This window comes from Chthoniobacter flavus Ellin428 (assembly GCF_000173075.1).
Taxonomy (GTDB): Bacteria; Verrucomicrobiota; Verrucomicrobiia; order Chthoniobacterales; family Chthoniobacteraceae; genus Chthoniobacter; species Chthoniobacter flavus.
Genome location: NZ_ABVL01000020.1, coordinates 26,666 through 43,318, shown reverse-complemented (window position 1 = coordinate 43,318; position 16,653 = coordinate 26,666). Strand labels below are relative to the sequence as shown.

Annotated in this window: 1 protein-coding gene; it reads right to left on the bottom strand. The window is 62.2% G+C overall.

Annotated features, from left to right (window positions below):
* Positions 1-10 precede the first annotated feature (10 nt).
* A complete protein-coding gene (locus tag CFE428DRAFT_RS24565; protein WP_157447619.1) occupies positions 11-16,186 on the bottom strand; it encodes an inverse autotransporter beta domain-containing protein in 16,176 nt (5,391 codons plus the stop codon).
* Between the last annotated feature and the right edge of the window lie 467 nt (positions 16,187-16,653).

The following is a 16,653-nucleotide window of genomic DNA, read 5'->3' as shown; positions in this document are numbered from 1 at the left end:
GACAAGAAAATCACGGCGGCGTCGGCGGTCCCGCCGGCGGTGCGATAATGACGTGGATGGTCGTGAGCCCATCATCGCCGTATGCCTCGGCCGGCGGCACGGTATTGTCGTCGATGATGACCTGCGCGGGTGTCGTGGATGTACTTCCCCCTTGGTAGATATTGATGACACTCGGGCTCGTCCCGGCGCCGCTGCCCAGGAAGACGTCGTCAATGTGGTTCGGGTCGCTGCCGGTGAGGATGTTCTTGTTCGCCGCCGTCGTACCGCCGATGAGGAGATTCAGGGTATTCGCATCGGTGCCAGATCCGCCCGCATAAGCCCAGATGCCGGCAAATGCGTTGGGGGTGGGATTTGGCGCGTCGGTGTTGGGATCGCGGATCGTGTTACCGATGACGGTAGCATCCACGACCGCATTGCCGCCGGTCACCCCAATCTGGAGACCGCTCTGGTCGTACTGCTGGATGGTATTTCCCTGAACGAGGAAGAGCGAATCGTGGTTGCTGCCCATGGTGCCTGCGGTACCCGCATTACCATTCATGAAGAGCCCGATGCTATCCGCACCAACACCGCCACCGGAGTACTGGACGCCGGCCACACCGAAGGTGTTATTGATGATCTTGCCGTAGAACGTGCCGGAGCCCCCCACCGAACCCGCGGTGATGAGACGCCCAAAACTCGTGGAAGCCGCCGTGGTGCCGTTGCCTTGCGTGAAGGTGCTGTTCTCGATGTCGAAGGTCACGAAGGTATTGGTGCCGTTGCCATTGATTACGACGGCATTGCTCGCGCCCCAGATGTCCGCATTGACGTTCTTGAAGGTGCTGCCGGTAATGGTGATATGCATCGTCGAACCGGTATCGGCGCTGGCGTCGATGGCGTATTGCGGATGCGAGCTAAAGGTGCTGTTCGTCACCGTGAGGGTGGCGGTGGTCGAACTGCCCTTCGTCTGGAAATAAAGCGCATCGAGAGCTCCAGCGGTCTTGGTGAGCGTGTTGTTAATCGTCGAGTTCGAGATCGTCAGGTTGGTCAGCGTGCCCGTGTCGTTGCTCACCGCGAGCGACCGCGCGAAGCCCTTGTCCACGGTGCTGTTGCTGATCGTATTGGTCCCGAACAGGTTGTAGAAGCGGATGCTGCCTTCGCCGAAGTAACCGCTGGCGTCGGTATCGGCGGTGAGACTGGTGCCGTTGGTGCCGGTCGCACCCACAGTCGAGTGATCGAGCGTGAAGTTCGTCACGCTGTTCCCGCGGATGCCGTAGTTTTGGTTGCTCTCGAGATCCATCCACGCGAGCGAAACATTCTGCGTGCTGTTGAGATAGATGCCGATGCCGGTGGTCGTGCTGCCATCCGCACCGGTTTTACCCGTGATGACACCGCCGGAATTGGCGGTGCCAGTGCCGGTGACCGTGAGACCGCCACTGGTCCCGGTGGTGTCGAGAATGATACCGTCATTGGCACCGGCCCCGGAACTGATCGACCGGAAGGTGAGCCCACTCGCCCCAATGGTCGTGTTCGCGACGTCGAGACCAGTTCCGCTGGTCGCGTTGATCGTATTGCCCGTGCCGGTCACCCCGACCGTGCCGCCGCCACTGGCGCCGAAGCCCGTGGCTGTGGTGGTCTGGATCGAAAGCCCGCCGCCGGTGAAGTTGATCGTGGCCCCAGTGTTGCTCGTCAGATTGATCGCGGTAGCGGCACCGGTCGAGGCGGTGATGGCTCCGGTGAAGGCGGTCGTTCCGGCCGTTTCTCCGCTGACTGCCACCGCGCTGAAGCCGTTGTTCTGATTGATGGACCCGTGGTAGGTCACATTCGCCGAACTGTTCACCTCGTTGAAGGCCACGGCGGCGGGGCTGGTCGTCGCACCGATGCTCGTAGCAGCGCTAAAGGTGAACGTGCCGCTCGAACCATTCTGAATGGTGATGGCTGCATTGCCGCCGTTCAGCGTGGTGGTGCCATTGAAGTTGTAGGCACCGTCGGCGTTGTCGAAGACCAAGCCAGTGCCACTGGTGGCACTGAGTGTGCCCGTCTGGAAGGTGATCGTGCCGCTGGCATGGCCACCGGTGATGCTGACGAGCGCGGCATTGTTTGCCTGGGTGATACCGCCCGAATAGGTTGCACTGACCGTGCCGCCCACCACAGACCAAGCGGCGCCGCTTTCGTTGGTGATCGTGCCCGCACTGGCCGTAAGGCTGCCACTCACGCCACTGAGCAGGACGCCATTGGTGCCGCCAGTCGAAGACAGGGTGCTGAACGAACTGTTCGTCACAATGATTCCCGTGGTGAGGCTGAGGCCGGCGCCCGCCGTCGCGCTGACCGAATCGTTGGCCGTGGCCAGGGTGCCGAAGTTCGTACCCACGATACCGCTGGCGCCGCTGAGGGTGAGATTGTTGAGGATTACACCGCCGTTGAGCGAGCCAAGGTTGGTCAGCGAGACAGCCGTCCCGGTGGTGTTCTGGATAGTGCCGCCGGAGACGGATACGCTGTCGAACGCGGCGCCGGTGAGATTGTTGAGGGCGATACCGTTGACGGCGCCGTTGGCCGAGACGCTTTGCAGGATGAAGCCGCCGGTGTCGGTGGTCACGCCGTTGAGGCTCAGCGCGGTGCCAGTCGTCGAGGTAATCGTATTGCCCGCGCCGCTCATCCCTACCGTGCCGCCGCCGCTGGCGCCGAAGCCCGTTGCTGTGGTGGTCTGGATCGACAGCCCGCCGCCGGTGAAGTCGATCTTCGCTCCGGTATTGGTGCTCAACGTCACGGCCTGATTTGCGCCGGTATGAATCGAGTCGCTGGCGCCCGAGAAGGTGATGGTGCCACCCGTATTGTTCTGCACCAGGATGCCCGTACCCGTGTCGGTGATGGCGCCGGAGAGCGTGACCGAACCGCCGGTGATGCCCTGCACTTGCACCGAGTGGCCGGCGGTGTTCGTAATCGTGCTGTTGTAGCTGATCACCGCATTGCCGCCGCTGACGAAGAACGACGGACCGGCCGCGCCGCTGATGCTGCCCCCGGTCATCGTAATCGTGCCGCTCGGCGTGGTAAGGCTGATCGCCGAAGCACCCGCGTTGGTCAGGTTCACCCCCGCCATGGTGAAGCCGGCGGTGTTCGTACCGATGATCTGGTTGTTGCCAGTGGTCAGATTGATGTTCTGCACCGTGTCTCCATTGTCCAAAGTGATGAGGTTGACCCCGGCGGCCGCTTTCAAAGTCGCCGCTCCATTCGTCGGATCGGAGAACGTGCCGCCACTAAGGTGGAAGTTGTCGCCGATGACGTTGACCGGTTGCACGCCAGCGGGAACGATGACCGAAGCCCCATTGCCAAAGCTCTCGATGGTCGTGCCCGCGCCGAGATTAAGAGTGCTGGTGAGGGTGAGACCGGCGCCGCCGTTGTCGTTGACAAAGATGACCGTCTTGCCCGCGAGGAATGCGGCGTTGTCGTTCGTCATGAACGTCGTCAGGCTGATGCGATCGTTCGGATCGGCGCCGTTGGCCGCGCCGGCCGCAACCGAGCCGACGAAGATGAAATTGGGATTGGGTGCCTCAAACGTCGACTTGCCAGTGAAGGTGACGCCAGTGAATTCGTAACGGCCCTGCTGGGAGGGATTGACGCTCGTGAGGTGGCTGGTATCGATCGTCGTGCCACCGCTATTCACGGCGATGCTGCTGCCGGAATTGCCCGGTGTCTGGTTGCCGTAGCGCAGATAAGCACCCGCGGAGCCATTCGCCGCGTTGCCCAATGCAATGCCGGTGGAGACGCCACTGATCGCCGCCGTCTGACCCGCACCGGTGGCAAGGCTGACGTTCGGGGAGGTAGTGCCGACCGGCTGGGGACCAGAATATTGCGAGCCGCTCAGGTCAATACCGATGCTGCCTGCGGTAGCGCCATCACCCGTCAGGGTCAGATTGCCCGTGCTGAATTGCGTGACTTTCGAGTTCTGCAAGTCGATGCCGCGGCCCGCTCCGCTGAAGGTGATGGTCGTAGTTCCTTGGAAGGAATAGGTGCCGTTGGCGCTGTTGGCGTTGATACCCGTGCCGGTGATACCCGTGAGGCTGGTCGTCCCGCTGACCGTGAAGCTGCCGGTGTTGGTCCCGAACTGCAGGCCGGTGGCCGCGCCATTGACGGTCACGCTCGACGCAGTGACCGCGGCGCTGGAGTTGATCATCTCCAGGCCGATGCCGCTGGCAGTGCTGACATTGACCGCGCCCAAGGCGACCGTGCCGCCGACCGTGTTGAGCACCACGCCATTCACCGCGCCAGTGGATTTGACGCTGGAGAAGGTCAGGTTGGCCGTCAGCGGATCGAGGTTCATTGCCGTACCGCTCGTCGTATCGACCGCGGTGCTCGCGCTGCCCAGGGTGAAGGTCGTGCCCAGCGCCTTCGTGTTCACCAGCAGACCGGTGCCGTTGTTATTGAAGATATTGAGCGCGGTGAAGGTGAGGTTGCCAGTCGGGCCTTCGAAGTCGAGGGCGTTGCCTTGGACGCGGACACTCGTGCTCTGACCGATGTTCCAGGTACCGGCGTTGACCTGAGTGCCGGAGAGCGTCGCGCCGGAGGCGTCGAAGGTGACCTGGTTGAATAGCACCCCGCCGGTGTTAGCCCCGCCGATGACCGCGCCGCCATTCATCGACTTGACGATCGTCGAGTTGAGAACCGAGCCGGTCACGCTGAGGGCGAACTTGCCCAAAGTGGTGGTCTGCAAGGTGTCGCCATCGAGCACCAGGGTCAGTTCCTTGGCATGAGCTCCATCGGTGGTGGCGATGCCGTTGCCCACCGCCGTGATGGTGTCGTTGCTCAAGGTCACGACCCGCGCGGTGCCGTCGTTGTTGACGATGGTGATGCCATTGCCCGCCGGCGCGGCAGTGCCACCAATCGTTACGCCGGTGACGGTGAGCGCCGTGTTCGTGCTGGTGATCGCATCGCTGCTCCCGCCGTTGATCGTGCCCCCGAGGACGGAGATCGCGCCATCGCCACTGAGCTTGATGCCATTGGTTTCCGTGCCGCTGAGATTCACCGTAGAGAAGGTCGTCGAGCCAATCACATTCGTCAGATTGATGGCGGCATTCGCGGCGCCCGCATTGCTCGCGCTGACGCTACTGAAGGTGGCCGCACCGCCGCTGATCGTCGTGCCGTTCATGACCAGGGCCGGGCCGCCGGTCGTGCTGATGCTCGGGCTGGAACCCGGGGCAAAGGTGATCGCACCGGTGTTGACACCCGCTCCCGCGGTCGTGGCAACCGTCAGATTGACGAATGAGTCGGTGCCAGCGGTGCCCTGCAAATTGACGGCGGTGCCGGCGGCGTTGTTGTAACCGGTGATATTGACCGTGCCGAAAGCGATCGTGCCGCCGGTCTGGCCGGTGACGTTGATCACGTTGGCCGCGGTGGTGCCGCTGTTGGTGAAGTTCTGCGCGCTGAGGGCGATGTCGCGCGCACCGGTGCCGATGATCGCGATCTCGCCGGAGGTCTGGGTCAGGGTATCGGTCGCGCCGAAGACGAGTGCGTTGGTACTGCCACCGGTGCCGTTGTCGACGTCGAGCAGGGTAGTGCCGGCGGTGACACCGAACGCGGAGTTCACAATCGCAAAGGCCGCCTGGTTGTGGTCGAAGGTCAGCGGGGTCGCCGTCGCCCCGGTGACACTCAGACCGATGAGCGTGACGATGCCGCCGGTGGTGTTCTTGATATTGATGCCGCTGCCACCCGTATTCGAGATGCTGCCCGTGCCGGCGGTGAAGGTAATATTGGCCGAGCCGCCATTGAGCACGAGCAGGCTGCCGCCGGACTGGTTGATGGTGTTGTTGGTGATGTTGATCGTCCCAGTCGGGTTCGTGAAGCTGAACACTCCGGTGCCCGCGCCGCTGAGACCGACGCCTTGCACGGTCAAGCCGGTGAAACCACTGCCGGCGACGAGGAAATTGCCCCCTGAGAGATTGACGTTCTGGATGGAATGCGTGCCGGTGAGCGTGACGACATTGTTGCCCGCATTAGCAGTGAGCGTAGCCGCGCCGTTTCCGGTCGGGTCGCTGACCGTGCCGTTGATAGCGTCGGTGATGACGTTCACCGGGACGGTGAACGCCGTGAAAGTATTGCCGTTGCCGAAGCCATTGATATTCGTGCCGGCATCGAGCTGGGCGGTGTTGTTGCCGAGGCTGATCACGTTGCCATCATTGATGAGGACGATGGTCTTGTTGGCCAGGGCATTCGTGCCGAGGTCGGTGAGGAGCGTGGCGGCGCTGGCCCGGTTGTTGACCGAGCTGCCGTCCCCGGTGCCGGTGGTGCCGGCGGCGACGAAGAAGAAGTTCGGCGAGGCCTGGAAGCTCGCGCTACCGGTGAAGGTTACACCGGTGAATTCGTAACGGCCCTGCTGGAAGCCGGTAGTGCTGGTGAGGTGCGTAGTGTCGAGAGTGACTCCGCCGCTGATGACCGCGATGTTGCTGCCGCTGCCGCTCGAGGTGAGCGGCGTCTGGTTGCCGTATTGCAGATACGCTCCAGCCGAACCGTCGGTGGTGTTGCCCAACAGGATGCCGGTCCCAACGTTGCCAATGGAGGCGGTCTTTCCGCTGGCGTGGGCCAGCGTGATATTGGCCGGCGCAGTGACCGGCTGTGCGCCGGTGGTGTACTTCGAGCCGCTCAGGTCGAGGCCGATGCCGCCGACCGTGCCGTCGCCGGTGATGGCAATGGTGCCCGTCTGGAAGACGGTGAATTGGGTATTGCGCAGGTCGAGGCCGCGATTGGCCCCGGTGAAGTTGATTGTGGTGTTGCCGGTGAAAGTCCACGAACCGGTCGCGCCATTGGCCGAAATACCGGTGGGTGCGGTGATGGTCGTCGTGCCGTCGAACTTGTAAGTACCAGTAGCGTTTGTCGCCAGGATGCCCGCGGTGGTAGCGGTCAAACTGGTATTGCCCGTGACTTCGAATGTGCCGGTGTTGTTGCCGAGATTCAGGCCATTCGGCGTGCCGGTGACGGTCAACGAGCCGAGCGTGACGTTGGCGCTGGAGCCGACCAGGCTGAAGCCGGTGCTGGCCGCATTCTGGATGGTGACCGTGCCGAGGTTCGACGTGCCGGCGACGGTATTCAGGGTGATGCCGTTGCCCGTGGAGCCGGTCGAAGTGACGGCGCTGAAGGTCGCGTTGAAGGTGACCGGGTCGACGTCCATCGCTGAGCCGCTGGTCGTGAAGATCACGCCCCCGCCGTTGCTGAAGCTGAAGCTGCCGGCCTTGCCCGCGGCATCGCGGATGTAGAGGCCGGTACCGATGTTGTTGCCGATATTGAGCGAGGTGAAGGCGATCGAGCCCAGCACCCCATCCAGCCGCAGGCCATCACCATGGATGGCGCTGGGCGAGCCCGGATTGCCGATGGCGGTGGTGCCGCCGCTGACGGTCTGGATACCGGCGACCGTGGTGTCGGCATCGAAGGTGACACCATGGAAGAGCATGCCACCCGCTTGCGCCTGGGTGACCGTGATGTTTTGCAGAGTCGTCACGGCAAGCACGCCGGCGCCCGCACTGCCGTCCACGTTCATGCCGGCCCCCGCGGTGGAGGCGAGGGTGTCGCTGACCGCAGCCATGTTCAGGTTGCCGGCGCCGGATTTAATGACATCGAGCGAATTGCCCGGTGCGGTGATATTGCTGCTCTCGATATCGAGGGCGTCGTTGCCGGCGCCCGAGTTGGCGAAGGAGATGCCTTTGTTCGCGGCGCTGATACCACCGATGGTGACACCGGTAATCGTCAGCCCGGAACGATTGGTCGCATCCGTCTCGGTGATGTGGATGCCGTCGCCGGCGATGGTCGCCGTGCCGCCGATGTTGAGGTTCTGCAGGGCGAAGCCTGAGTTCGTGATGGTGATGCCGTTCCCCGTGGTGCCATTGATCGTGCCGCCGGTAATGGTGACGGACGCATCGCCGCTCAAGACGATCCCCGCAGCGCCCGTATTGCTGATCGCGACCGAGCCGATCGTGAACGCGCTGGCGACGTTGGTGATGCTGATGCCCGAGTTGCCCGCGCCGGTGTTCGTCGCACTGACCGTGCCGAAGCCGGAGCCGGTGACGGTGGTGCCGTTCATGGTCAGCGCCGGTCCGCCGGTCGAGCTGATATTCACGCCCGTGCCCGTCCCGAAGGTAATGGCCCCGGTATTCACGCCGGCGCCCGAACTCGTCGTCACGGAGAGAGTGGTAAAGTTCACCGCGCCATTGGTGCCCTGGAGATTCACCGCCGTGCCGGCTGCGTTGTTGTAACCGGTGATGTTGATATTGCCGAAGCTGATGGTGCCGCCGGTCTGGCCGGTGACGCTAATCACATTCGCCGCAGTGGAGCCGCCGATGGAGAAGCCCTGCGCGCTGAGGTCGATATTGCGCGCGCCGGCGCCGATGATCGCGATTGCACCGTTAAAATTGGCGAGCGTGTTGGACCCGTCAAAGACGAGCGAGGTGGTGCTCGCGCCGGTGGCGTCCACGTTGAGCAGTGTGACGTTCGGGCTGCCCACCGAGAAGGTCGAGTTCGTGATGTTGAAGGTCGCCTGGTTGTGGTCGAAGGTCAGCGGAGTCGCGTTCGCGCTGGTGACGCTCAGGTGATCGAGAGTCACACTGCCGCCCGTTGTGTTCTTGATGCTGATACCGCTGCCGTTGGTATTCGCAATGGTGCCGGTGCCGGCGGAGAGGGTGATGCCGGCGGTGCCGCCATTCACCGTGAGGAGGCTGCCGCCACCCTGGCTGATCGTGTTGTTCGTGATGTTTACGACGCCGCTCGAATTGGTGAGGCTGATCGCGCCGACGCCGCCATTGGTGAGGTGGACGCCCTGGACGGTGAGGCCGGTGGTCGTGCCGCCAATGAGGAAGTTGCCCCCGGTGATGTTGATGTTCTCGATCGAGTGCGTGCCCGTGAGGGTGATCACGTTATTGCCCGCATTGGCCGTGATGGTGGCCGCGCCATTGCCCGTCGGATCGCTGACGGTGCCGGTGAAGGCATCGACGATGACGTTGGCCGGGATGCTGAAGGCGGTGACGCTGTTGCCGTTGCCGAAGCCGTCGATGTTCGTCAGCGCGTCGAGCGTGGCCGTGTTGTTGCCGAGGCTGATGACGTTGCCGTCGTTGATGAGGACGATGGTCTTGTTGGTCAGCAGGTTTCCATTGAGGTCCGTAATGAGCGTGGCGGCGTCGGCGCGATCGTTGACCGTGCTGCCGTCGTGGTTGCCGGTGGCGTTCGCCGCGACGAAGAAGAAATTTGGCGAGTGCTGGAAGCTGGCATTGCCGGTGAAGGCGACGCCGGTGAACTCGTAACGGCCCTGGACGAAGCCGCTGGTGCTGATGAGGTTCGTGGTGTCGATCGTCGTGCCGCCGGCGATAACCGAGATGCTGCTGCCGCTGCCGCCGGAGCTGGTCGGCGTCTGGTTGCCGAACTTCAGGTAAGCGCCTGCGGAGCCATTCGCGGCGTCGCCGAGCAGGACGCCGGTGGCCACATTGCTGATCGTCGCTTTCTGGCCCACGCCGGTGGCGAGCAGGAGGTTTGGCGTGGCGGCGTTGACGCCGTTCGGGTTCGTCGAACCGCTAAGGTCGAGGCCGATGCTACCCGCCGTGCCATCGCCGGTGATCGAGAGGTTGGCCGTGCTAAACTGCACGTTGGAATTGCGCAGGTCGAGGCCGCGGCTCGCACCGATGAAGTTGATGTCCAGGTCCGCAAACTGATACGTGCCGGTCGCGCCATTGGCATTGATGCCCGTGCCGGTAATGCCGGTGAGGTTCGTCAGGCCGCTGGCAGTGAAGCTGCCGCCAGTGTTATCGCCAAACTGCAGGCCGGTGGCGGCATTGGTGACGGTCAGCGTGCCGGTCGTGACGGCCGCGTTGGAATTGGTGACCGACAGGCCGACATTCGTTGCTCCCGTGACCGTGACATTGCCAAGAGCAACGGAACCGCCGACGGTATTGAGGATGACGCCGCTCGTCGGCGAATTGACCGACTTGACACCGCTGAAGGTCAGGTTCGCGGTCAGCGGATCGAGGTTCATCGCCGTGCCGTTCGAGGTGTCGATGGCCCCCCCGGTATTGCTGAGGCTGAAGGTCGTGCCCAGCGCTTTCGTGTTCACGATCAAGCCAGTGCCGGCGTTGTTGAAGATAGTGAGTGTGCCGAAAGCGAGATTGCCGGTCGGTCCTTCGAAGTCCAGGCCATTGCCGTTCACCCGCTGGTTCGCCGCTATTCCCTGGCCGATGTTCCAGTTGCCGGCATTGACCTGCTGGGCCGGACCGCCGGTGACGGCATTGAAGGTCACCTGATTGAAGAGTAATCCCCCACTCACGCCATTGCCGATGACCGTGCCGCCGTTGAGCGAGTTGATCGTCGTCGAATTCAACGCCGAGCCGGTAACGCTCAAGGACAACGTGCCGCCGTTGAGCGTTTGCAAGGTATTGTTATCGAGCACCAGCGAGAGCTCGCCGGCGTGGCCGCCGTCGGTGGTGTGAATGGCGTCGCCACGCGCGGTGATGGTATCGTTGCTCAACGTGACCAACCGTGCGATGCCGTCGCTGTTGACGATGGTGATGCCATTGCCGAGGGGAGCAGCGGAGGCACCAATGGTGAGGCCGGTGGCGGTGAGTGCAGTGTTGGTGCTGCTGATCGCGTCGCCACTCGTTCCATTGATCGTGCCACCGAGCACAGCCACCGTACCGGCGTTATTCAAGTTCAGACCATTGGCCGCCGTGCCGCTGAGGTTCACCGTCGAGAAGGTCGTCGAGCCGATGACATTCGTCAGGCTGATGGCGGCATTGCCCGCGCCGGCGTTGCTGGCCGTGACACTAGTGAAGGTGGCCGCACCGCCGCTGATCGTCGTGCCATTCATGACCAGAGCCGGACCGCCCGCGGTGCTGATGGTCGGAGTAGCGCCCGGGGCGAAAGTGACCGCGCCGACATTCACGCCCGCGCCCGCCGCGGTGGCGACATCGAGATCGCCGAAGCTGACCGTGCCACCGGTGCCCTGCAGGTTCACCGCCGTGCCGGCCGCGTTGTTGTAACCAGTGATACCGACATTGCCGAAGCTGATCGCACCACCGGTCTGGCCGGTGACGTTGATCACATTCGCCGCGGTGGTGCCGCTGTTGGTGAAGTTCTGCGCGCTGAGGTCGATGTTGCGCGCGCCGGCGCCGATGTTGGCGATGGTGCCGGAACTCTGCGTGAGCACGTTCGTATTGTTGAACGCCAGTGTCGTCGTGCTGCCGCCGACCGTCGTATCGACACTGAGAAGCGTGACCCCGGAGCTCGCGGCAAAAGTCGAATTGGTGATATTGAAGGTCGCCTTGTTGTTATCGAAGACCAGCGGAGTGGAGGTTGCCCCGGTCACGGTGACTCCGGTGATCGTGACGCTTCCCCCGGTGGTCCCGGTCACACTCACGCCACCGCCCCCGCTTTCCGTGATGCTGCCGGTGCCTCCGGGCAGGGAAAGAGTCGCCGCCAGCGTAATATTCGCATTGCCTCCGCTGACATTGAGCAACTGACCGCCCGAGACGTGAACCGAGTTACCGGTCAGATCGATGCTACCGGTATCGTTGGTCAGACTGAAGACGCTGCCGGTACCGTTGATCGTGAGGTTCGTCACGTCCAAACCATTGATTCCCGAGGCGGAAATCGCGGTTCCGCCGCCGAGGGTCATGGTGAAGTCCTGCAGCAGGTCGCCATTCGCCGCAGCGAAGAGGGTGCCAGTGCCGGTGATCGTTGCGGCCCCATGGCCGAATGGATCGGTAAATTGCGCCACACCCGGCAGGAGGATATTGAGCGGCGCCGAGCCCGCCGAGAAGGTGCGGCCATTGCCGAAGGTATCGACGTGATCGTTGTTCTGCAGGGTGATAGTGCTCGCACCGAGATTGATCGTGTTGCCGTCGTTCACCAAGATGATGAAGGTGCCCGCCGGCGTTCCGGAAATGGCCGTGTAAGCAGCCGCGTTGTTCGGCGTACTTCCATCACCAGTGCCATGCGCCGAGGCTGCCACGAAGAACGGCGTGCCGATGGTGGGCTCGAAATTTTCCGCGCCGAGGATGTTCGTCACGTTGCGGAAGTCGTAGGTGCCTTCCACGTTGCTCGCCGTGCTGACGAGGCCGCGAGCCTCGATGGCTACGGTGCCGCTGATCGTGCTGTTGTGGCCACCCGTGACGTCGAAGGTGAAGAAGGCGTCGGCCGTCTGGGTAAAGTCACCCGTCGTGCCACCGCCGAGTTGCACACCAACGCCGACGTTTTGGATCGTGCCCCCATTGGTGACGGAGACGGTGCGGCCATTGATCGTATTGCGCAGATCGATGCCGATGCCGCCGCCATTGATATTCAAGCTCAGGGCGGTGACGTCGGCATTGCCGCCGTTCAGGTTGAACGCCGTCTGACCGGCGGCGGTGCCATTGATCGTGGTGTCACCGAAAACGAACGTGCCCGTGGCGCCGCTCATATTGATGCCACTGGCGCCCGGATTCACGATGAGCGTGGTGCCAAAAGTCACATTCGCACCGCCCGCGCCGCTCAGGTCGATTCCGCTGTCGCCCGGATTATTGACGGTGGTGGTACCGAAGTTGATGTTCGCGCCATTCGAATTCTGCACAACGATGCCGCTCCCAGCGCTGTTGACCACGTGGGTCGAACCGAAGGTCAACGTGCTGCCCGAAGTGAGACCATTCACAATGACGCCGGCGCCGGGGCTATTCGTGGAAGTGACACTGCCCAGGGTGAAATTCGTGGTCAGCGGATCGAGGTTCACCGCGGTGCCGCCCGTGGTATCGATGGTGCCGCTGCCACCGCCGCTGAGGGTGAAGGTCGTGCCGAGCGTCTTGGTATCGACGAGCAGGCCGGTGCCCGCGTTGTTGTCGATATTCAGGGTGCCGAAATTCAGGAGGCCAGTCGTTCCCTTCAGATCCAGGCCGTCGTTGAGCACGCGCTGGTTTGCACCAGTCCCCTGCCCGATATTCCACGTCCCGGCATTGACCTGGGTGCCGCTGAGAGCGCTGCCGGAGGCATCGAAGGTCACCTGATTGAAGACGACGCCACCGCCTGTGCCATTGGCCACGACGGTGCCGCCGTTCATCGATTTCACGATGGTCGAATTCAGCGTACTGCCGGTGATGCTCATCGCCGGGGCCCCGCCCGCCAACGTCTCGATGGTATTGCCATCCAGCACCAGCGTGAGTTTGCCATTGCCGCCATCGGTGGTCAGGATGCCGGGACCGTTGGAACGGATGTTGTCATTGCTGATCGTCACGAGGCGCGTGATGCCGTCATTGTTGATCTCCTGCACGCCGATGCCGGAGATCGTCCTGCTGTGATCACCGCCGAGGGTCAGGCCCGTAGCGGTGAGCGTGGTATTGATCGAGAGGATGCCATTGCCGCCCGCGCCATCGATGGTGCCTGCGAACAGATTCACGGTGCCGCCATTGTTCAGCAGCACCGCCGTACCGGCCGAATCCACGAGCTTCACGGTGCCGAAATTGAACGTGCCGGCAGCTGAGTTAATTACCTGAAGCGGCGTCCCGACGGAGTTGCTCACCCGCGTATCGGCGAGATTGTAGGTGCCGGTGTCGTTCAGGAATTGCACGCCGATCCCCGCGGTCTGGTTGATGTTCCCCGTGTTGAAGTTGATCGTGCCCGTGCTGTGGTTTTGCACCAGGAGAGCGAAGCCCGCATTCGCGGTGATGTTGCCCGAATAGGTGATATTCGACGTGCCGCCATCGACGAAGAAGGCATTGCCGATGGGATTCGTGATCGTCGTGGCGGTATCGAAAGCAAAGGTTCCGTCGGAACCATTCGTCAGGCTCACGCCGGCGGTGGAGCCGTTCAGCGTCGTCGTGCCGAGGAACCTGTAAGTGCCGTCGGCGTTGTTGAATTGCAGGCCGCTGCTGCCGGCGGTGGCGCTCAGCGTGCCGGTGTCGAATTGCAGGGTGCCGGTCGTGTGATTGTTGACCTGGAGCAACGCACCGGAATTTGTGCTGGCGCTCCCCGAATAGGTCAGACTCGCGGTACTGCTATCGACGAGAATGTCCTGTCCGCTGCCATTGACGATCGAGGCGTGGGTGCCAAAGGTGAACGCGCCGGCGCTGTTGTCGAGGATCTGCAGATCGGCGCCGCCGGTGAGGTTGGTCGTACCGAGGAATTGGTAAGTGCCGTTCGCATTGTCGAACTGCAAGCCGGGGCCGGCGCTCGCCGCCACCGTGCCGCCCGAGAATTGCACCGTGCCGGTATGTCCACCGAGGACCGCGACTGCCGGGGCGTTCATGGCCTGGGTAATATTGCCGCCGAAGTTGACGTTCGACGAGCCGCCATTGATGAGCAGGCTCGCGCCGCCGGTGCTGGTGAGCGCCGAGGCGGAATCGAAATTGAAGGTGCCCGCACCGCCTTCGATGTCCACACCCGCCGCTCCGCCCGTGGCGGTGAAGCTCGCGAAATTATGCGTGGAACCCACGGCCGCATTCGTCGAGCGCAGGGCGAAATCCGACGCGCCGGTGACGGTCACACTGCTCAGCGTGGTCGTACCGGAGGGGCTGATCAAATCGATCGAGCCATGTGTCGCACCGCTGCTCGTCACGTTGGCGATGGTGGTATCCGAACCGTTGATCGCGACGTCCTGATTGTTGCCGGTGAAAGTGATGTTCGCGATCGTCGTCTTCGTCGAGGGTACTGTGTCGAGTCCCAGGCCCGCGATCGTCATGTTGCTGATCGTGGAATTCTGCACGAGCAGGTTCGTCGTCCCGGAGGGCGCGGCCACACCGCGAGCCGCGTTGGTCAGGTTCAGGCCGGAGATGGTGTTATTGGTCGCGACGGTGACGATCGTGCCGCCGGGATTGGTGATCGTCGGCAGGACGGCGCTATTGCCGATGTGCGGCAGCTTGATCGTTCCGAGCTGATCGGTCTTGATGGAATTGGTGACGTTCTTCGAATCGCCGAGGAGTTGCTGATTCGCGGCGAGCGTGATGCTCTGGCTGTTGAACGTGCTGGCGGCGTGGAGTAGAACGATGGCCCGCTTGACGGCATCGGAATCCGCCAGCGTGAGCGTCATGTAGGGATGCTCGACGGTGCCATCGCCCGCCACCGCGGCCGCGCTGTCGACGTGGGTGACAGTGATCGGCGTGCCATCCAGCGTAAGCACGATCGTTTTGGTAAAGGGCGTGCCGGTGACGACGGATGCCGGTGGATCGATAGCCACCGTCTTCTGCCCGACCTCGATGAATTTCGATTGCGCCGTGGCGACGTGCGGATTGCGGATGACGTTTTCCGTCAAGCGATCGGCAAAGCGCTCCGCGTCGCTGGCGTGCTGCGGCTTGAAGCCCTCGGTGAAGCCAGCAAACGGATTTTTGCCGTGCGCGATATTGCCAATATCGAAGGGCGTGCTGACCCGGATGCCATAGTACCAATTCGAGCCGACGATTTCCTTGTTCTGATAATACGCGGCATCGAGGGTGATGGCGGGCAATGCACGCACCTCCAAGCGTCCCTTGAAACCGGAGAGGTTTTTCCCGAAAGGATTTTCGTAATAGTAATAGCCGCCGAAGATTCGTGTCTCGGCGTACTTATCGAGGCCCGGAATGAGGAAACCCAACTCGGAATCGACACCGCGCATCGCGCCCTCGTACTGTTCCCAGAAATGCGTGGTCTGCGAATTGGTGACGTGGAAAGTATTCAACGTCTCGTTCATGCCGTTGATCGTTTCGACCACGTTGTGCCCGGCGAAGCCGAGCGTATCGGAAGTCGTAACGGGACCGAGCGGCTGACTCGAGGAAGTGACCTTTTGCGAGAGGCTGGTCGTCTGGTTCGTATTGATGCGCCGGCGATTCTGCTCCGGCAGATAATAGTTCGCGCGGAAGTCCACCCATCGGCTCATCACTTCGGCGCCGACGCCGAATTGGTTCACGTGATGATCGAAGTTCGTGTAGTCGGATCGTAAAGATGTTTCCCCCGAGGATGATCTGCGGGCCTTCAAAAGATGCCGATAACCGAACCCTATGGACACGCTGGGGTTGAGCCGATCGCTCAGCGAGAGCTTGGGATTGAAATAGAGAACTCCATTTTGCGGCGTGGCCAGCGGAACGAGGGTGTCGAGTGATTCGTCGATTTGATGCTCGTAGAATTCGAGACCGAAAGTGACACGGCCTGCGCGCTCCGCATCGCTATCCGGCGACTGAATCTCCACCTGCTTATCCAAAGGCTTGCTCACTTCCGCGCGCAGCGCGTGCTGCGGAGCGCCGAAAGCCACGCCGAAAGCAAAAAGTGTCAATCCGGAAAAAATCGGCTTCGAGACTTTGCTACGTAAGGCCGGGAGAACAATCGACCGCCGACGATCTGCAGAATAAAAAGCACGCCACATCATGGGTGCAGAGGAAACCACGACAGGCCACCCCAATGGAAGATAGTTTCCTGCAAAAATGCGTATTTTCACAAAGCGACACCGCCGCATCGGTTACTCAAAGTCTGCATAAGTTGAGTTACGATGCGTAATCTGACGTATCCTATCCTCTGGTAACTCCGTATTATTACGTGCCGGGTGTAAAACCACCTTTGTCGGATGCGTTTCACTTCCTTCGGGAGAGTCGTTTTTGACAACACTTCGAACCCGCATCGCGAAAATGACACCTCTCGCGCTATTGGCCATTCGGACAATGGTCATCCCAGCTCCGCAGAATAACCTATGCATCCCCTTTCCTGCCGGTCGTTGCCGCCTGA